Annotated in this window: 17 protein-coding genes; all 17 read right to left on the minus strand. The window is 62.4% G+C overall.

Annotation, left to right across the window (positions count from 1 at the left end):
- The 17 genes from AC1RQP_RS06680 to AC1RQP_RS06760 all read right to left on the minus strand — a co-directional run bounded on the left by AC1RQP_RS06680 (window position 1) and on the right by AC1RQP_RS06760 (window position 18,079).
- On the minus strand, window positions 1-1,278 hold the full coding sequence (locus AC1RQP_RS06680; RefSeq protein ID WP_492936323.1) for a TraB/TrbI/VirB10 family type IV secretion system protein: 1,278 nt from the start codon (window positions 1,276-1,278) through the stop codon (window positions 1-3).
- Entirely contained in the window at window positions 1,275-2,300 is a 1,026-nt protein-coding gene (gene trbG, locus AC1RQP_RS06685; protein WP_492936324.1) for a P-type conjugative transfer protein TrbG, read from the minus strand. Before trbG ends, AC1RQP_RS06680 begins: the two co-directional genes overlap by 4 nt.
- Entirely contained in the window at window positions 2,297-3,001 is a 705-nt protein-coding gene (gene trbF, locus AC1RQP_RS06690; RefSeq protein ID WP_492936325.1) for a conjugal transfer protein TrbF, read from the minus strand. The genes trbG and trbF overlap by 4 nt, the downstream gene beginning before the upstream one ends.
- A gap of 3 nt (window positions 3,002-3,004) precedes the next feature.
- The gene (trbL, locus tag AC1RQP_RS06695) at window positions 3,005-4,168 is read right to left on the minus strand and encodes a P-type conjugative transfer protein TrbL (protein ID WP_492936326.1); all 1,164 of its coding nucleotides are present in this window, start codon (window positions 4,166-4,168) and stop codon (window positions 3,005-3,007) included.
- Window positions 4,169-4,179: 11 nt separating this feature from the next.
- Window positions 4,180-4,932: a P-type conjugative transfer protein TrbJ gene (gene trbJ, locus AC1RQP_RS06700; protein WP_492936327.1), complete on the minus strand. Its 753-nt coding sequence runs from the start codon at window positions 4,930-4,932 to the stop codon at window positions 4,180-4,182.
- A gap of 27 nt (window positions 4,933-4,959) precedes the next feature.
- On the minus strand, window positions 4,960-7,527 hold the full coding sequence (gene trbE / locus AC1RQP_RS06705) for a conjugal transfer protein TrbE (protein WP_492936328.1): 2,568 nt from the start codon (window positions 7,525-7,527) through the stop codon (window positions 4,960-4,962).
- Window positions 7,521-7,778: a VirB3 family type IV secretion system protein gene (locus AC1RQP_RS06710; protein WP_492936329.1), complete on the minus strand. Its 258-nt coding sequence runs from the start codon at window positions 7,776-7,778 to the stop codon at window positions 7,521-7,523. Before AC1RQP_RS06710 ends, trbE begins: the two co-directional genes overlap by 7 nt.
- Complete coding sequence (locus AC1RQP_RS06715) at window positions 7,778-8,146, minus strand: TrbC/VirB2 family type IV secretion system protein (protein ID WP_492936330.1); 369 nt, start codon at window positions 8,144-8,146, stop codon at window positions 7,778-7,780. Before AC1RQP_RS06715 ends, AC1RQP_RS06710 begins: the two co-directional genes overlap by 1 nt.
- A gap of 17 nt (window positions 8,147-8,163) precedes the next feature.
- Complete coding sequence (gene trbB, locus AC1RQP_RS06720) at window positions 8,164-9,147, minus strand: P-type conjugative transfer ATPase TrbB (protein WP_492936331.1); 984 nt, start codon at window positions 9,145-9,147, stop codon at window positions 8,164-8,166.
- The gene (locus tag AC1RQP_RS06725) at window positions 9,140-9,691 is read right to left on the minus strand and encodes a CopG family transcriptional regulator (protein ID WP_492936332.1); all 552 of its coding nucleotides are present in this window, start codon (window positions 9,689-9,691) and stop codon (window positions 9,140-9,142) included. The genes trbB and AC1RQP_RS06725 overlap by 8 nt, the downstream gene beginning before the upstream one ends.
- 11 nt (window positions 9,692-9,702) lie before the next feature.
- A complete protein-coding gene (locus tag AC1RQP_RS06730) occupies window positions 9,703-11,730 on the minus strand; it encodes a conjugal transfer protein TraG (RefSeq protein WP_492936333.1) in 2,028 nt (675 codons plus the stop codon).
- Between the two features lie 329 nt (window positions 11,731-12,059).
- A complete protein-coding gene (locus AC1RQP_RS06735) occupies window positions 12,060-12,206 on the minus strand; it encodes a hypothetical protein (RefSeq protein ID WP_492936334.1) in 147 nt (48 codons plus the stop codon).
- A 138-nt stretch (window positions 12,207-12,344) separates the two neighbouring features.
- Window positions 12,345-13,484 carry a nucleotidyltransferase family protein gene (locus AC1RQP_RS06740; protein ID WP_492936335.1) on the minus strand — a complete coding sequence of 380 codons (1,140 nt, stop codon included), beginning with the start codon at window positions 13,482-13,484 and terminating at the stop codon, window positions 12,345-12,347.
- Between the two features lie 125 nt (window positions 13,485-13,609).
- Window positions 13,610-15,577: a relaxase/mobilization nuclease RlxS gene (gene rlxS, locus AC1RQP_RS06745; protein ID WP_492936336.1), complete on the minus strand. Its 1,968-nt coding sequence runs from the start codon at window positions 15,575-15,577 to the stop codon at window positions 13,610-13,612.
- A 696-nt stretch (window positions 15,578-16,273) separates the two neighbouring features.
- Complete coding sequence (locus AC1RQP_RS06750; protein WP_492936337.1) at window positions 16,274-16,813, minus strand: S26 family signal peptidase; 540 nt, start codon at window positions 16,811-16,813, stop codon at window positions 16,274-16,276.
- The gene (locus AC1RQP_RS06755) at window positions 16,803-17,027 is read right to left on the minus strand and encodes a helix-turn-helix domain-containing protein (protein WP_492936338.1); all 225 of its coding nucleotides are present in this window, start codon (window positions 17,025-17,027) and stop codon (window positions 16,803-16,805) included. The genes AC1RQP_RS06750 and AC1RQP_RS06755 overlap by 11 nt, the downstream gene beginning before the upstream one ends.
- Window positions 17,028-17,176: 149 nt before the next feature.
- On the minus strand, window positions 17,177-18,079 hold the full coding sequence (locus AC1RQP_RS06760) for a DUF2285 domain-containing protein (protein WP_492936339.1): 903 nt from the start codon (window positions 18,077-18,079) through the stop codon (window positions 17,177-17,179).
- Window positions 18,080-18,131 lie beyond the last annotated feature (52 nt).

The raw sequence follows: 18,131 nt of genomic DNA on the forward strand, positions 1-18,131 counted from the left end.
TTACCCACCCTTAGCCGTGGTCTGAACGTCCTGATATGGCTTCAGCACCAAGTCCTTCGAAACAATCACCCGCAGCGGCCAGCCCGGCCGCACCGTGATCGTCGGCTGCACGTCGAGCTCGCGCTCCACCAATCGCTGCCCAGCCCGGTTTGTCGTCTGCTGCGTGCTTTCCCGCAACGCTTTCACGAGATCGCTCTCGTCGTTGCCGATCGATAGCTGTGTTCCCACTCCGATAAGGGTCGCCAAGGCGACGCCTTTGAGTAACTGCCAGGTATGGAAGTCTACCTGGTCCTCGAGCCCGGCGTAGCCTGCAACATCTGTAGCCGGAAGGTTCTCGATCGCGATCGAGTTGCCGTTGGGCAAGATGAGCCGGCTCCAGACGACCAGCGCCCGCTTCTGACCAAAGGCGACGACGCTATCGTACTTGCCCACAATTCTCGTCCCCTGCGGAATCAAGAGATGCTCGCCCGTCACCGTGTCGTAGACGTTCTCGGTGACCTGGCCGATGGTCGCCCCGGGCAAGTCTGAATTCAGGCCCGTCACTAGACTCGCCGGAATGATCGACCCCGCCATCACCGCATAGGTGGATGGTGCTGGTTTGAGCGCATGGGGGTTGGTGGTCTCCGTGTCGGCTTTCGCTCCCACGAATGCCAGCTTTCGCGCCTGCGACGAGGGAATGATTTCGCTGGAGCGGTCGATCATAGCCTGTGCCGTCTTTGCGAGCTCCGCAGCGGACGGCCCGGTATCAGGCGTTGAAGGCCGGAATGCGGATGGGACAGCATTCGGTGCTTCGGTCGTACTCGCCTGCTTGCGCTTGTCCTGTTTTTCCGACAGGCGGACGAACAAGCCCGACTCCTTTGCCTGCTGAGCAACACGCGTCTGCCGGATCCGCTCGGCCCGCTCGGCATCTTCCTCCGGACTAGCCCGGAAACCAACTTCCGATGCCACACCGGCCTTCTTTTCGTTTTCGGCAAAGGCCCGGCCAATGTCCCCGGGCGACGGCGGTCCAAGCCGCGGCGTCGATGGCGGCAGTTCCTCATAGGACTTGGGCAGCTTGCTCAAGCCCTCGGCGGTCTGCTTGCGGTCAGTATTGTAAAGCTCTGTCCGCTCCGACGGCTTGAAGGAGAGCGGTCGGAGCGCAATGAGGATCGCCCCACCGACAAACAGCGCCGCGACCGCGCAGCCGATCATGAGGGCGCGCCTGTTGAGGCGTCGAACGGGCCGCGGACGCGCTCGCAGTTCCAGCGGCTCCGGATCCTGATCCAACCCGGTGGTCATGAAGCGCTCCTGGTGTTGAAGACCTGCGACACCGGTCGCGCGTCGATGCGGATGATCCGGACGATGCGCTGCGGATCTTCGCCAAGGCGAAGCTCGGCGGCGCCGAACATCCGATCGACGATGTAGTAGGTGCCGCGGACCCGGTAGTTGACGAGGTTCGGCCGGCCATCGGCTCCAGCGACGAACAAGGGCGGTGCCTCCCCTTGTGACAGGCCGGACGGCATCTGGATGTAGACCTTGCGGCCGTCATCGAAGGCGCGCAGCGGACGCCACGGCGGATCGTCTCCTTCAATCCGATAGCGGAAGTTCAGGCTGTCGAGCCGCACGCCGCGATCGGCGACCCGCTCTTCGTTCTGCTGGGCGGCGGCGTTCTGCTTGTGGAGCGCGACGAGCGTATCGGTCGGATAGGTCCACGAGATGGACGCCATGTAGGTCTGCTTGGTCGAGACGAGCTCGAGGTGATAGGCTCGCCGATCGGTCAGGACTACGAGGTTGGTCTGAATATCCGGAAGCGTTGGCTTGACCAGAATGTGCACACGCCGGGAGTTGCCCTGCCCGCTCGAGGTATCGCCGACTACCCAGCGAACCGTATCGCCTGTAGAGACGTCGATCAGTTCCTCACCGGGTTGAAGCGCGATGGTCGAGACCTTCTCTGGACTGGCATAGAGACGGTAGAGCGCGCCCTCCGTCCAGGGATACACTTGGATTGCATTGATATACCCGGCGCGCGTGGGCTCCATCCGTGCCGCCTTGTTCGCTTTGGCGATCGCCTGCTCCGGCGGCAGTTTTTCCTCCTTGCCGGCCTTTGTTGGAAAGGGCTTCAACTGACCCGGCAAGGGCAGGACCTTTGGCGTTTCAACGACCTGCACCGGCGCCGGCGGATCGGTCTCTGGAAGCGCCTTCTCGAACGTCATCTCATCATAGGGCGCTTCGAGATTGAGCTTGGTGGCGCATCCGGCAAGTCCAAGCGACAAGGCAAGGACACTGGCCGACGCGAGTTTGGTGAGTGCAGTAGAGTTCATTTGGCGTCTCCGATGAGGTCGCGCGACCAGTTCAGCGAGTGGACGTAGAGCCCGAGGGGGTTCTTCCGCAGCGTTTCGGCATCCGCGGGCGGCTTGAGAACGGTGGTGACGAGACCCGTGAAGCGCTCGGTCTTCGCGATTGCGCCATTCTCGTAGGTGTTCTCTTTCCAGCGGATCTCGAAGCTGTCGCCGGACGCACGCACCACGGACGTGACCTCCGCGGTCACTGTCTTGGAGCCGATCTTCGTGAACGGATCAGCGTCGCGCGCGTAGTCGTTCAAGGCTTGCGCGCCGCGATCCGTGACGAAGTCGTAGGCGCGCAGCCAGTTCGCCCGGACGATGACCGGATCGATCGACAGCGAGCGGACGTTCTCAATGAACCGCGCAAGGAAATGCGCGATCTGCGCGTCTGACGGCTGGTAGGCCTCGAGCGCCGGCCCGACTGCTCGGACCTCACCGAGCCGATCGACCTCGACCACGTAGGGAACGACACCCGAGCGAGCGATCTGGGTGAAGATCGTCAATCCGAGGACGCTGGACAGGCCGATGGCTGCCAGCGCTGCAACCCGCCAGTTGCTGGCCTGCACGCGGGCGGATCCGAGCCGCTCGTCCCAGACCTGGGCTGCTTTCTGATAGGGCGTGACCGGCTCTGGCGTTTCGCCGTACCGGACGGACACGCGCTGAAAGGGGTGACCAGCCATATCCTACTCCTCCCCCAGCTTCGGGCCCGACGAATGCCCACCTTTGTCGCCCTCTTTCAGCGTGTGGGCTGCGACTTGAGCCGCTTCCCTCGCGTGCCCGCGACCTGACGGTGCCGCTGCACGCCCTGCGCCTGATGCAGCCGCTCCGTTCGTTGCGCCACCAGTACCCGCGCTCGAGAGTTGATCCACGGTTGCGGCCCGCGCTGATGTGCCGGCAGCCGAAGACGCACCTGTTAGGGACGCAGCTGAGCGAACCGCGGTCATCGAGCCGCCCGCCGCAAGACGCAGCCCACCCGCAGCCGCCGCTCCGCCGCCGATCACTACAGCCGCCGCACCCGCCACCGTTCCGGCGGCAGCTCCGGCCCCTAACTGGGGCGCACCTGAGACCAATCCCGCCGCGATTCCTGGGCCGAAAATGCCAAGGCCAAACAGCGAAAGGGCGGCCAGCAACAAGCTCATGGCCGAGACGATATCGACCGGCCTCGTCAACGTGCTTGCGAGCTGCCCGAAGATGGTCGAACCGATGCCGATGATGATCGCGAGAACCATTACCTTCACCCCCGAGGCGACCACGTTGCCTAGGGTTTTTTCCGCGAGAAACGCAGTCTTTCCCCACAGGGCGAACGGCACGAGGATGAAGCTTGCAAGCGTTGTGAGCTTGAACTCGATCAGCGTGACGAAGAGCTGCACCGAGAGGATGAAGAACGCGAGCACGATCAGGATCCAGCAGAACAGCAGGATCAGGATCGTCGGCAGGTTGGTCAGGACATCAAACCCAGAGAATTGCCCGGTCTCCTCAAGAAGCGGATGGGCGGCCGTGAACCCGGCGGAAGCGACAAAGCCTGGCCGCGCCAGGTCGGCCGCGCTCAAGCTCCCGCCTGACGCCTTCAGTCCGATGCTGGAGAACGACGCAAAGACGATATCAGCGAGGCCCTTGAAGTTGCCGATAATGAACGCGAAAGCGCCGACATAGAGCACCTTCTTGGCAAGCGTGACCATGATGTGATCGTCCGCCCGCATGCTCCAGGCAAGCCCCGCCAGCGTCAGGTCGATGCCGATCAATGTGGAGCTCAAGAATGAGACGTCGCCGGACAGTAGGCCAAATCCGGAGTCGATGTAGCGCGAGAAGGTATCGGTGAACCGGTCGATGACGGAGAGATCAGCCATAGCGCCCTCACCTACTTGCCGGCGGTGTAGGCATGGCCATCGCCGATGAAGCGATTGAATCGCTCCTTCGCGGCGGCCGACGATGCCTGCTGTTCGGCTGCACGCAACGTGTCCGCGCGCGCCTGCGTTGCCATGAGCGCCTGGGTCTGCAACGATTGTTTGATCTGGAGGCCGAGCAATTCATTGCCAGACTGTTGAGCCTGCAGCGAGCCGACCGCAGTGGACGAATTCGCCATCAGAGTTCGAAGCGTCTGGCCGTCCTGGTCCAACGAGCCGACGATCGCGGACTGAAGCGTGAGGGACTGCTTCAGTCCATCGTAGCTATTGTCCCAGCGCGAAGTCGCGTCCTGAACCATCTTGTCGGACGAAACGGCTGCCGCGTATTGACGAGGGTACTGCCGCTCGAAATCTTGCTGGGTTTTCTGAACATCGAACGAAATGTTCTTGGCCTGACCAATCAGGGTGTTCATCTGATTGATTGTCGACGTGAGCTGGCCGACGACGCTCGTCGGCAAGGCCGTGAGATTCTTTGTCTGATTGCGCAGCGATTGCGCCTGGTTCTCGAGGCTCCTGATCTGATTGTTGATCTGATCAAGCGCTCGTGCGGCGGTCAGGAGATTCTGGCTGTAATTGGTCGGATCGAATACGATATCAAACGCGCCAAGCCGCCTCGAACCATTCACGGCGATGGCGATAGATAGCATCGTTGTCACGATAACCCTAGAAGTTGTACCCAAGAACATGCGGCCGATACTTTCGAGCATGGAAGACTCCAGGAATTGAGATTGAGGTCAGGCCTTGGCCTGTTCGAAGGTGCTGATCAGGTTCGCTGCCCAGTGCAGGTTTCGTTCAGCGAGATAGCGCTTGGCGAAGTGATGGGAGCCGGAGCGGGACAGGACGGCATCGACGGTCCGTTGATCCTCAGGCGAAGACGCCGCGACCAGCGCGAGGGCCACCGGACCGAGGCCGAGCTCAAACAAGCGGTTTCCGGCGCGGGACTGCAAATAATAGTCGCGCTTGGGGAAGGCTTCCGCGATCAGGCGAATTTGCGTGTCATTCAGGCCGAACCGGCGATAGGTCTCGGTCTGGGTCGGCTCCATCGCTCGGGGGTTCGGAAGGAAAATGCGGCTTGGGCAGGATTCGATGATCGCAGGGGCAATCTGGCTGTCGGCAATATCGGCCAGCGACTGGGTCGCAAAAATCACCGAGACGTTCTTCTTGCGCAGCGTCTTCAGCCATTCGCGGATCCGGCTCGCGAACAGCGGATCGTCCAGAAACACCCAGGCTTCATCGAGCACCAACAGCGTGGGCCGGCCGTCGAAGCGGTCCTCAAGGCTGTGGAAGAGATAGGTCAGGACCGGCGCCACCAGCCCCGGCAACGCCATGAGTTCTTCCATCTCGAAGGTGAGCACGTCGGCACCGGAAAGACGGTCGGCGTCTGCGTCCAGGAAGCGGCCATAGGGTCCTTCCAGTGTGTAGGGCTGCAGCGCCTGCCGCAGCGCGTCGCGGGCAAGCAGCGCCACGAGGCCGGTCATTGTCCGCTGCGAGACCGGCGCAGACCCGAGACTCCTCAGCGCCGACCAGAGCGTCTCCTTGACATCGGGGGTCACTGTCACGCGCTCATGGGCCAGCACGCCACAGAGCCAGTCGAGCGCCCAGACTCTCGGCCCCTCCTCCGCGACATCCTTGAGCGGCTGAAAGGCGATACCGCCCTTGGCGCCCAGTTCGTACCAGGACCCGGACAACGCGAGCGTGGTGACCCGTGCTGACCGGCCCTTGTCAAACGTGATCAACTGCGCATTCGGATAACGACGGAATTGCAGCGCCAGCATCGACAGCAGCACCGACTTGCCTGCTCCCGTAGGACCGACAATGATGGTGTGCCCGACGTCGCCGGCGTGGAGCGACAACCGGAACGGGGTCGCCCCCTTGGTCTTGGCGATCAGAAGCGGCGGGCCGTCGAGGTGCTCACATCGTTCGGGTCCGGCCCATATCGCCGACAATGGGCACATATGGGCGAGGTTCAGGGTGTGGACGATCGGCTGGCGGATGTTGGCATAGGCTTGGCCCGGCAGACTGCCGAGCCAGGCTTCCACGGCGTTGACGCTCTCGCGGATGGCCGTGAAGCCCCGGCTATTGATCACCCGCTCGACTGCGCGGATCTTCTCATCAGCCTGATGGGAGTCCTCATCGCTTACGGTCACGGTCGTGGTGATATAGCCGAAGGCAACCAGATCGTCGCCGAGCTCGGAGAGCGCCGCGTCGGCATCAAGTGCCTTGTTGCTGGCGTCGGTATCGAGCAGCGTTGCCTGCTCGTTGAACATGACCTCCTTGAGGATCGCTCCCAGCGACTTCCGCTTGGCAAACCACTGCCGCCGGTAGCGCGACAGGGTCGCGTTTGCCTGCGTACGGTCGAGCGAAATAAACCGGGTCGCCCAGCGATAGGCGACGCCAAGCCGGTTCAGTTCATCGAGCAGGCCTGGAAAGGTAACGTGCGGAAACCCAAGGACCGTCAACACGCGCAGATGGCTCCGCCCGATCGCCGGCGACAATCCCCCAGTCAAGGGCTCATCGCTCAGGAAACAATCGAGATAGGCCGGGATCTTGGGAACGCTGACCGGATGGCGCTTGGTCGAGACGCAGCTATGAAGATAGGTGAGCGCCTCCGCATCGCTGAGAGGCCAGATCTCGGGCAAGACTGACGAGAGCAGATCGATCACCCGATCGGTTTCCTGGATGAACCTCTGGAGATGATCGCGATAGCCTTTCTCATTGCTATCAAATCTCTGCTGTTCATCAGCCTCACCGTCATCGAAGTCCCCTTTTGCAGGGGTTTTGATCCATGGGACGCGCCGAATGCGATGTCCTTTTCGCGCCGCGCGATCCCTCGCCTTGGGACGCTCCAGAAACAGGCCTTCGAGGCGCGAGACCGTTTCGGCCGGTGGCAAGTACATCAACGTCAGATGCAGCACACTTTCAAAATGCTGCCCGTCGGGGCGCGACGGATCTTCCCACGCCACCCCGGCGGCGCCGGAGAACGCGGCCCGCCGCTCTTCATCCACCAGCCAGGATACCGCATCGGGAAATTCCGACCGCGGATATTCGCCAGTCGGAATGCGCGTGGCATCAAAGAAGAGAGCCCAGCCTGAGCCAAAACGCTTCAAGACATTGTTGACGCGAGATACGACGCTCATCAGTTCGGCCTCAGTCGCACTGTCGAGGTCCGGCCCGCGGTAGCGTATCGTCCGTTGAAAGCTGCCGTCCTTGTTGAGGATGACGCCTGGTGCGACCAGGCAGGCCCAAGGCAGCCAATCAGCCAGCCGATAGGCGTTGCCTCGGAATTCTCTCAAGTTCAGCATGCGAGCCGTCCTTTGTGCTTGGTGTGACGGATGGCGACTTCGACGAAGACCGGGTCGCGTTTGGCAAGCCACACGGCCGCGCTGTGGCCGATGACCCAGAGGATGAGGCCTGCGAGCCAAAGGCGCAGGCCGAGCGCCAGCACGGCCGAGAGCGTCCCGATCAGGATCGCGGCGGCACGCGGGGCGCCGCCGATCAGGATTGGTTCAGTCAACGAACGGTGCAGGACGAGTTCAAATCCATCGGGACGCATCAGATCAGAGCTCCGCCGCCGAACGAGAAGAACGACAGGAAGAACGAGCTCGCAGCGAAAGCGATCGAGAGGCCAAATACGACCTGGACCATCTTGCGGAATCCGCCGGAGGTGTCGCCGAAGGCCAGAGAAATGCCGGTCACTGTTATGATGATGACGGCGACGATCTTGGCGACGGGCCCCTGCACGGATTCCAGGACGCGCTCGAGCGGCGCTTCCCAGGGCATGCCCGAACCGGCAGCGTGTGCCGCCGTGACGCTGAGCAGCACGCAAGCGGACGCTGCACCGAGCGTGACCAGCGGCAATCCGCTGACCGAGCAGAAGCCGCGCAGGCGAGAACGCACCTTGAGAGATAGGCGAATGGACATTTGCAGTCTCCTTCAGGTCATGGGCGGTGAGAGATGTTTGGAAGTCCGGGCGGAGTCTCGAGCAGGTAGTCGCCTGACGCATCCAGGCCTTTGAGTTCGGCGACGGCCTCGATGCGCCGTGCGGGACCCCGCCCCTTGATGAAGACGATCAGGTCGATCGCCTCGGCGATGAGCCGGCGCGGCACGGTTGCGACCGCCTCTTGAATGAGCTGCTCGATCCGGTAGAGCGCAGCTCGTGCCGAGTTGGCATGAACAGTGGCAATCCCACCGGGGTGACCGGTATTCCAGGCTTTCAGCATGTCGAGGGCTTCGGCGCCCCTGACCTCGCCGACGATGATGCGGTCGGGCCGCAGGCGCAGTGTGGAGCGGACAAGATCGGCAAGGCTCGCCACACCCGGCTTGGTTCGGAGCGTCACGGCATCCTTGGCATCGCAGCGCAGTTCCCGAGTGTCCTCGATGATGACCACCCTCTCCTCGAGCCCGGCGATCTCCGCAAGAAGCGCATTGGCAAGCGTCGTCTTGCCGGACCCGGTGCCGCCGGCGACCAGGATGCTGCGCGCCTCGGTGACCGCTGATGTCAGCACCTTTGCCATCATTGGCGAGGCAATCTGCGCCTTGACGTAGTCGGACAGACGGAACGTGGTCGTCGCCGGCTTGCGGATGGCAAAGCAAGGCGCAAGGGCGACCGGCGGCAAGACGCCTTCAAAGCGTTCACCTGTCTCGGGGAGTTCCGCCGAGACGATTGGCGACGAGCCGCTCGCTTCCGCCCGCACGTGGCTGGCAACAAGCCGGATGATCCGTTCCGACTCCTGCGGCGTGAGGACAACGCCGGTATCGGCGCGGCCGGTCCCGTGCCGATCAAGCCAAAGCCTTCCATCGGGATTGACCATGACCTCGACGACATCAGGCTCTTCCAACGCGAGCGCGATTGCCGGTCCCATAGCGGTCCGCAGCATGCCGCGGCGCCGCTCGCGGGTCTCTGGCGAGAGGAGATCAGACATTGCCGACCTCCTCTCGCCCTGCCGGAGAATGCTCCGGCGGCTCACCCGTCGCGCTTTGCGCGCGGGATCCAGTATCGCTGGCTTGGACAGCGCCCAGAGGGGCGCCCTCCTCGAGATTCCGCATGAAGAGATCGGGCTTGACGGCGCTGACGCGATCCATGACGTCCGCGACAAGCCGGCCGCCGGAGGCAACGCGTTTGCCGACCTGGGCGACAAACATCTCGAAGCGCTCGCGCCCCAGCGCACGCGCTGCATCCTGATCCTGCGAAGGCAACGGAGGGGTGATGGTCAGGTAATAGCGGATGAAGAGCGCAATCGTCTCCGCCAGGACGCTCACGTCGCGATCAGACCGTTCCAGTTGCCGGCTCATCCGGTCCAGCCTTCGGATCAGCGCCGCATCGCCGCTGGCGTCACGCTCCGGGTTGAGGAAGCGATCCAGCGCGGCATCGACAATAGCTGACTTGCTGGCGCCGGGACGCTTAGCGGCGAGTTCGAGCCGTTGCGCCACGCTATCGCTGACATAGGCAGACAGTTTCGGTTTCATCAGGGATGCTCTCAGAACGAGGGGAGAAGGTCGTCATCGTCGCGGGTGACGGCGTGGGCGCGGCGTACGCTGCTTGACGCGCTCGCTGCTTGCTGCATCTGGTTGCGATCGGCGGCGACATCCGTCTCGTCGTCGAGCAAGCGCTCCTCGAACGCTCGCGGCTCGGTCGCGGGGGATGCCGCCTCGTCGAACAACGCCAATTGCTGCTTGAGGCCGCCCTCTTCGCCGCCCGTCTGCATCAGCTCGCGATATGGCAGCGTCGCAAGCCGAAGATGAGTGCTGCGCACCTCGCCGCGCCAATCGTCGCTGCGGGCTGGCGGCCGATCGGCGCACGCATCGCCTACCAAGGACGGAGGCTTGCACAGACGGCTGACGAAGTTCGCGTCCTCATAGTGCCTCAGCTTGATCGCACGGACCGGCGCCAGCCCCGAGACCAGCACGATGGCCTGGTCGGGCGGCAGCTGCATCACTTCGCCTGGTGTCAGCAAAGGACGCGCGGTCTCCTGGCGACTGACCATGACATGGCCGAGCCAGGGAGCCAGCCGATGGCCGGCATAATTGCGCTGTGCACGTAGCTCCGTCGCGGTGCCCAGCGCATCCGAGATCCGCTTGGCGGTGCGCTCGTCATTTGCGGCAAAGGCGATGCGGACGTGGCAATTGTCCAGGATCGCGTTGTTCTCGCCATATGCCTTCGCGATCTGGTTGAGCGACTGGGCGATCAGATAGGCGCGAATGCCATAGCCGGCCATGAATGCGAGCGCGCTTTCGAAGAAATCGAGCCGGCCGAGCGCAGGAAACTCGTCGAGCATCATCAGGAGCTGACGGTGCTTTCGGCCGGTTGCATTGACGTTCAAAGTCTCGGTCAGCCTGCGGCCGATCTGATTGAGGATCAGCCTGATCAGGGGCTTGGTCCGGCTGATGTCTGACGGCGGCACGACGAGATAGAGCGTGACTGGTTTCTCGGCGCTCACGAGGTCGGCGATGCGCCAATCACAATATTCGGTGTTTCGGCTGACGACGGGATCGCGGTAGAGCCCGAGAAAGCTCACGGCAGTCGACAGAACACCGGATCGTTCGTTTTCGGACTTGTTGAGCAGCTCACGTGCGGTCGCAGCGACGACGGGGTGCACTTTCGGCTCCGCCTCGGTGCCGAGATGATTTGTCGCCAGCATGATCCTGAGCGTCTTCTCAAAGGACTGCGCAGGGTCGGCCAGGATCTCGGTAACGCGGGTGAGCGTCTTCTTCTCTTCTGCGTAAAGGACGTGAAGGATGACACCGACCAGCAGCGAATGACTGGTCTTCTCCCAATGGGTGCGGCGTTCGAGCGCTCCTTCAGGATCGACCAGGATGTCCGCGATGTTCTGAACGTCGCGGACTTCGGCCGCCCCTTTGCGCACCTCGAGCAGCGGATTGTAGCGGGCACTCCGCTCATCCGTGGGATTGAACAGAAGGCAATGCGAGAACATCGAACGCCAGCCGGAGGTCAATTCCCAGTTTTCGCCCTTGATGTCGTGCACCACCGCCGACGAGGTCCACGAGAGCAATGTAGGCAAGACCAGTCCGACGCCCTTGCCCGATCGGGTCGGCGCAAAGCACATGACGTGTTCCGGTCCGTCATGGCGCAGATAGTTGTTCTCGATGCGCCCCAGAAAAACGCCCTTGGACGCGAGCAGCCCGGCCGCCTTGATTTCCTTTGCCGTAGCCCACCGTGCCGAACCGTAGGTCGTCACCAACTGGCTTTGGCGCGCGCGCCACACCGAATTGACGATCGCAAAGAGCGCGCCTGCGACACCGCCGCCCGCCGCGATTGCACCACCCTGCTCAAAAATCTCGGGCGCGTATCCCTCGTAAGCAAACCACCACTCGAACAATCGCCAAGGCAGATAGACGCGATAGCCGATGATTAGGAACCAGGGCTCACCCAAGCGCTGCTGATATCCGAGAGCAGCCGCAGTCCATTGCGTCGCGCCCCAGGTCGAGGCGATGACGATTCCGAGCACGACGGCGATCTGACCGACATAGATTTTTGCTGGAAACATCGCACCTCGCCCCACTCACTCACCCCACGTGAGCGGCGCGATGAAAGCGGTGAATGCGGCAGGCCTTCAATCGAAATAAAAAGTCGCGCCGTCAGCAAGCGCGAGATTGATCAAGTCTGATCAGGTGCCAGACTTAAAGGTCAAGGTCAGCGCAGCGTCATCGCGTGCGTCAACAGCGCGTGAACACTTGGAGCAAATAGCATCTCGTTGACATGTCACCCACCGAGCCCTGGCAGTTCGTGCTCAACACGTAGCGGCCATGCGCGAGTCGGCGCGGCCAGGAAGCGCCACGATGTCATTCCGCAGGACTGAGCTGGATCTGATTGTATTCAGCGCGAAGCGTCGGATGCGTCAGGGATCAACATGCCGTTTGGCAAGCAAAAACCAGCAAGGCGTGACAGCCCGATCACTGCCACCGTCATGTTGCGCCAGACGCGGTGTCGGAGCATGATCGGTGATTTCGACGTGATCGACATGCCGATATCGGCATCTTCATCGGCAGCATTTCCGTGACAGAGGCGATCATGTTGATCGCTTGTGCTGCTGCTGCTGCCGGTCGAAGCGACGTTGGAGCAGGCACACGCGAGGCAGGACTTGGCCCGCCCGTCGACAGGTCATTTTGGCGGAGGAGCCGGCTTGTCGGTGGACTGGTCTGCCAGATCGTAATTGGCTGGATCGGAGCCGAACTCGGAGACACCCTTCGCGAGCTCGGTTCGAAACAACGCCTGAAAGTCATCGTCATAGGTTGCAAGGCTGGTGCGGATCGCAGCTCTCCACTGATCACCACGGTCCCATGCCTCCATGAAGGCGGAGGCTAGATCAGCGTGCTGCCGGTTCTCGATCATGGCTTCAATGATCGATCTGGCCTGAAGCCGATCCTTCGCGCTCTTGGCCGTCCCGTCGCGGTCTTGCTTCCTGCGGGATCCGACGATCAGCTTGTGGATGGCATATCGCTCTGGAGATGGAATGAGAACCGGCACGCCCGCACCGTGCAGCAGCACGGCGCGGATGGGCTCGTAAATCAGAAAGTCGAGAAAGCGCAGCGGAAATGCCGCCGCACCACCGAGCGCCGGCATCGGAACTGGCTTGCCTGCCTGGTCGTCGGACCACTGGTTCGGCGTCAGGAATTCCACCTTGAAGTTGTCCCTCGACACGAATTGGGTGGAGGCTCTGCCGTCGGCCTGGCTCGGGACCTCGCGAAAGGTCGGATCGACATGTCGAAGGACCTCCAGGATCGGAGGCATGGAATCCTTGATCGCGACCGATATTTCGTGGAATTGCGCAAAGTCGGCGTCACCAGTCTGCATGGCGACGGCGTCGAGGCGTCGGCCAAGCGTGGCGGCGTAACACTGGTAGGCCACAGTTCCGACGAGCACTCCCCTCATTCGGAAAAAGCCAGCCTTGGCCAGTTGCTCCACGACTTGGCCAACCTTGGCTAAGGGCCGCGGCAGATAGGCCTCGCGGGTCAGCGTGGAAACCAGCCGGCGACGTCCCTTCAGGTCGGCCTTCAGATCTTTGAATGCCTCAACCCGTTTGGTGATTTCAGGATCGTCCACTGGACCGACGTAGCGGCGATCCTGGCCGCCCCCCTCTGGCTTGGGCGTGTCGAAGTACCAGTATTTCTTGTCCTTGACCTCGACGGCCACGAACCTTCCATTCGAGGAGAATTCGGAGGTAAAGCTCTCATCGAGGCTGCGCTGGGCCAATTCCGAATAGAGCGTTTGATAGGTGATATCGAGGCGGGCGGAGGTCATTGCGGGAACCTCGGTTATACTATTTCCGCGAAAATAGTATAACTAAACCAGTGCAGGCGGCAACCAGCTATACTATTCTCGCAGAAATAGTATAATCTTAATATTTATCAATCGCTTAAGTAGGCCTAAAGGCCCAATCCACGCTTGATACCGATCGACCACGATATGCCCTCCCCGCCGACCTGACCGGTGACCAATTGCCCGCGCGCTCGCTCCAGCACCGGCCGCCAGGGCACCAGCGCGAACTGGTGGGATCGCTCGATCAGCGCGAACCGCCCGCTGTTCAGCGTCAGCATGCGCCGGTAGACGCCCTCGATCTTGTCACCGGCCTTGACGTCGACATGTTCAAGGCCGGTGCGCGCGGATATCTCGGCCGCGGTCCTTGCAAGCTCGCGCGCCTCGAGCGTCTCGAGCATGTTCCGGGCAAAACGCATCTGGCCGCCTTCCTCTCGCGCCAGCCCCTGCTCGATCAGCCATTGCCGCCTTGTTCGGAGCGCGGTCTCCACCTCCGCCCCAAAGCCGGTCGATGCGAGCCCATCAGGCTCCTTCCCAACAAGCTTGCGGTCGAGCCAGGTGGCGCCCAGCGCCTGCGGCAGATCCTCGAGCCGTTGCCATGACAGCACCGCGGCCCGCACCGGATAGCGCCTTTGCTGGAGTTTCTCGTACTCAAGGGCCCGGTCCAGATAATCTCGCCCCACGCTCCAGCTGCCATCGGCAAGGCGGCTGACCAACCCTTCGCGCTGCACCGCCTCCAGGCGACGTACGTGGGATCCGACAAATTCGCCCGACGCTTGCGGATCGAATTCTCGATGCAAACGGTCGCTGTAGATGCCGCCATGGCGGGCAGCGACGCTAGCGATCGTGCGATCGATTGCGCGCGGCTCAGCGACGCGCGAGCGGAGCTCCAGGATCGTGTTCCGGACAGGCGCTTCTTCCTTGGCCCGAAGGCTACCGATCTCGACATAGTGCGTCCGCCCGTCCACCCCGTCGATCACGACATAGCGGCGCTCCGTCAGTTCATCAGCAAACCCCTCGCCGACAACCCGTCCGACGACGCGATGAGCGCTTCCTTCCGGATCGAAGATCGCATAGTCGCTTGCCGCCCGTCTGACTCCTGCCGCAGCCATCTCGCGGTGCATGGTCTTGATGATGTCGCCGCGTTCCCCCATGCGTCTGAGCTTCGGCTCGAGCTCAGGGTCGATCCGCCAGCGCCCCGGCTCAGCCTCTTCTGCCAACCCCATCCGCTCCAGGGTTCGCAGCCGTCCGATCCGCGCCGTTTGCCAGCTAGGCTCCCGGCCCGACAGCGCCCCCAGCTCAAGAGCTCCGCCAGAGGCATCTCGCAGGATGCTTCGGTCAAGCCGCGTAAGCCGCTCGGCCGTGATCTCCTGCTGAAGCTTGCGCGCGACCTCGATTTCGGTTTCAGGGCCGAGCTCTCGCGTGATGAGTTCCGCAGCCCGCGATCGAAGACCATGAGCGATATAGTCGCGCGCGATGACGAGGTCGTTTCCTTGGTCATCCTTGCCGCGCAGGACGATGTGGGTATGCGGATGGCCGGTGTTGAAATGATCGGCAGCAACCCAGTCGAGCCTGGTGCCGAGGTCCTGCTCCATCTGCTGCATGAGGTCGCGGACGAAGGGTTTCAGGTCCGCCAGCTCGGCGCTATCCTCCGGCGCCACGATAAACCGGAACTGGTGGCGGTCGCCGGCACTGCGTTCCGCAAAGGTCTTGCCATCCACGCGGTCGTTGCTGGCGTCGTATAACTCCCCCGGTTCGCCATCGCGTGTGACGCCGTCGCGCTGGACGTATCGGAGGTGAGCTCGCACCGCACCTAGGTCGCCTGACTTGATCCGCACGATCCGAGCCTTCACCACAACGCGGCGCTGCCCCTGGCCTCGGCCCCGCCCGGCCAGCACTGCGCCTTGCGCGCGGCCGCGGCCGATGCGGCCGCCGCTGAACGACGAGGTCGTCCGCGCACCGGCGCCAGCTTTGGCCGCCTCCTGGCGGACGCGTCGAAGATAGCTGGTCGCCTTCGTGGCTCTGCGGTTGCCGATCCGTCCAAGCCTCACTTCGAATTCGTCGTCGATCTCTCGCATGGCCCGCATCCGGCGTTGGAATGAGCCGGATATGTGAAGCCGAGGAGCGTTCGCCAAGTCGCAGACGCAATTGCCCAAGTTCGCCATTGCGTTGGGTCGCACTTGGCGACAGCGAAGATCTGGAGAGCGCTAAATCTTGGATGTGCAGACAACGGCTTAGGCGCGCCGTAGCGCCAGTGCTTTTATCTTGCCCTCCCGCTTTTTTGCTTTCGAAAGAGCCGCTGCGACTTGGCAGTTGACTTGCGAAGCCCCCGCTGTTCCGAGCGCTTGCGATAGCGATCGTTACCCGAAGGGCCGAGACACCCGCAGGGTGGCTCGGTGAGGAGCGAAGCGACGAGTAGAGCGCGGGCCGAAGGCATCGCCCATATGCCATCAGCAGTTATAATCGCACTCCTGCGCGACGCTTGCTCTCGTGAGCTAGGCAAGCCGAAAACCTTGGCGTCATGACGTTGGCAGCGTTTCGAATGCGACCGAATGTCGGTCGCGGGGCGCTGGCAAACCGGGGTACCGGCCACGAAGTCACGAACTGCCCGATGTGCAGCCACCGGCCGCCTACCTTCCTTTCTCCGGACGTTGATCTCGACGGATCAGCTTGCTTGGGCCGCGCTGCGACTCTCGGCTGACAGCTGTGACGGGCAGGCGCGCAAACATCGCGCGCGCCCAAAAAGGGCGCGCGCGATCATGTGGCTCTTGATGTCAGAGATCCGGATTCCACGTCCAGATCGGCCGGGCGACACCCAGGATATCGCAACGCAGGACCGGTCCGAAGTATCGGGAGTCGAACGAATGCGGGTGCGGCTGCAGCAGGAAATATTCTCCCTCCACCAACCTCATGCAGCCATCCCAAGCAGGCAGCGGTCGCCCTTCCCGGTCCTTCTCGAGCACTTCGGTCGTGACCTGGCCGTTGATGGAGATCGTGCCGATCGGCGCCTTGGCGCGGCAGATCTCGTCTCCGCCGATGCCCTCGACCCGCTTCAGAAGAGGCACGGGGACTGGCAGGATCTGATGCGCGATGATCAGGAACTCGATCGCCGGAGGGGGCCTGAAGACGGCAAGTTCGCCGCGCGCCGGTAACCGCTTTTCCAGGTAGTAGAGGCCGAGCGGCGCGCTACCGGAGGCGTTATAGATCAGAAGCGGGACTTCAGGCGCGGACGACATCAGAAGCGTGATGATGCCGGCGCACATGGCCGACAGCGTAGTGGTCTGCCGCAACAGTTTTGTGCGATCAATCGGCATCGGAGGTCGACCTCCTCTTGTTCGCATACGACCATTCGACGAGGTCTTCGATGTGATAGCGGACGTAGCGCCCGTGCTTGCGGTAGGCGGGTCCCCGCCCCTGAACCCGCATCTTCTCGAGTGTGTTCTTGGTGAGCCGCAGCCAGGCGGCCGCTTCCAGAGTGTTGAGGAACGGCTTATCGGGTTCCTTGTCGTCAGTTTTCGTGGTCGTCATTCAACTTTCCTTCCCGCATCCCGTACAACCGAAAGATGCAAGAAGAAGCGTCGTCAGATCGGAGGTGATTTGGGAGTGGCGAAGATCGGAGGTTGTGTTTCGCCATCCCGCGCGAGGAAAATTCGTCAAAAAAGAATGGCAAATTTCGATCAACCGAGGAGATCGCGATAGCCGCCCTTCATCAATTCATTGCCCTTGGCGACGAGGCGCCGGGTGCGATCACGCAAGAATTGACTATGACCCTGCCATTCCTCAGTAACTTTTTTCTCTCCGAAAATCGCAATCGCGATTTGGCGGTACGTCTTGCCCGCCAGGCTCTCATCGAGTGCGATGAGAGCCTGATGAAGACGTTCATCGCCCGCGAAGGAGCATTTTTGAATGGCCCTAAGGTCAAGGTCGGTAAAGCGCTGCAAACCCTTCAGGAGCTGGGTCTGGGCTGGGAGATCGTCGAGGTCATGCAATTCGATGACCGGGACAAATGGCGCTGTCAGGTTGGCGAGACCGCTTATTTCGACGGGAACGCAAATGCCATTGCGTTTCATCGTGACCAGCGGGACGCCATCGGCATCGATGACCGCCTGCCGATCGGCGTTAAAGTCAGCGAGTCGGCGCACCGTGGCCTCTTCGCCTTTGGCCGGCCCCTTCGCATTCAACCGTACCACCCGCTTCAAGGTCCTTGCATGCCAGAACACATTTGCCCTGTGCGCGCAGAGCTTTGGATCGGCAAACGCATGTAGCCCCCACTTCTCGGCTCGCAGGAACCGTCGCCTGAGCCGCAGCAGCCTGGTCCCGTCGCGCAGGGTGATGCAGGGCACTTGCCGGGGTACGGAGCTTCGCCAGTCAGCAATATAGCCGGCGTTCCGCCGCAAGAACTCCCACGCCCAATCGCCGCCATCGTAGTCGGCGTGAGCGCAGCAAGCAGGCCGATGACCGGGGCGATCGGGCGCCGTACTCACCGAAGGATTCAAGATTTTCGCCCCGCGAAGTGCCTTTTTCCGGATCGTTCCGGCCAAATGAGGCAAGAGCGCGGCCCGCCGCCGAGCCGCTCTCACGGGAGCGCCTGACGTCAGTCCACCGGGCTCCGGATCAGGGCCAAGACGCCGG

This window comes from Bradyrhizobium sp. GW821-FHT13H06 (assembly GCF_058803975.1).

Bases quoted from the DNA above. Each gene is read 5' to 3' on its own strand.
- AC1RQP_RS06680 (WP_492936323.1), bottom strand. From the start codon at position 1,278: ATGACCACCGGGTTGGATCAGGATCCGGAGCCGCTGGAACTGCGAGCG.
- trbG (WP_492936324.1), bottom strand. From the start codon at position 2,300: ATGAACTCTACTGCACTCACCAAACTCGCGTCGGCCAGTGTCCTTGCC.
- trbF (WP_492936325.1), bottom strand. From the start codon at position 3,001: ATGGCTGGTCACCCCTTTCAGCGCGTGTCCGTCCGGTACGGCGAAACG.
- trbL (WP_492936326.1), bottom strand. From the start codon at position 4,168: ATGGCTGATCTCTCCGTCATCGACCGGTTCACCGATACCTTCTCGCGC.
- trbJ (WP_492936327.1), bottom strand. From the start codon at position 4,932: ATGCTCGAAAGTATCGGCCGCATGTTCTTGGGTACAACTTCTAGGGTT.
- trbE (WP_492936328.1), bottom strand. From the start codon at position 7,527: ATGCTGAACTTGAGAGAATTCCGAGGCAACGCCTATCGGCTGGCTGAT.
- AC1RQP_RS06710 (WP_492936329.1), bottom strand. From the start codon at position 7,778: ATGCGTCCCGATGGATTTGAACTCGTCCTGCACCGTTCGTTGACTGAA.
- AC1RQP_RS06715 (WP_492936330.1), bottom strand. From the start codon at position 8,146: ATGTCCATTCGCCTATCTCTCAAGGTGCGTTCTCGCCTGCGCGGCTTC.
- trbB (WP_492936331.1), bottom strand. From the start codon at position 9,147: ATGTCTGATCTCCTCTCGCCAGAGACCCGCGAGCGGCGCCGCGGCATG.
- AC1RQP_RS06725 (WP_492936332.1), bottom strand. From the start codon at position 9,691: ATGAAACCGAAACTGTCTGCCTATGTCAGCGATAGCGTGGCGCAACGG.
- AC1RQP_RS06730 (WP_492936333.1), bottom strand. From the start codon at position 11,730: ATGTTTCCAGCAAAAATCTATGTCGGTCAGATCGCCGTCGTGCTCGGA.
- AC1RQP_RS06735 (WP_492936334.1), bottom strand. From the start codon at position 12,206: ATGTCGATCACGTCGAAATCACCGATCATGCTCCGACACCGCGTCTGG.
- AC1RQP_RS06740 (WP_492936335.1), bottom strand. From the start codon at position 13,484: ATGACCTCCGCCCGCCTCGATATCACCTATCAAACGCTCTATTCGGAA.
- rlxS (WP_492936336.1), bottom strand. From the start codon at position 15,577: ATGCGAGAGATCGACGACGAATTCGAAGTGAGGCTTGGACGGATCGGC.
- AC1RQP_RS06750 (WP_492936337.1), bottom strand. From the start codon at position 16,813: ATGCCGATTGATCGCACAAAACTGTTGCGGCAGACCACTACGCTGTCG.
- AC1RQP_RS06755 (WP_492936338.1), bottom strand. From the start codon at position 17,027: ATGACGACCACGAAAACTGACGACAAGGAACCCGATAAGCCGTTCCTC.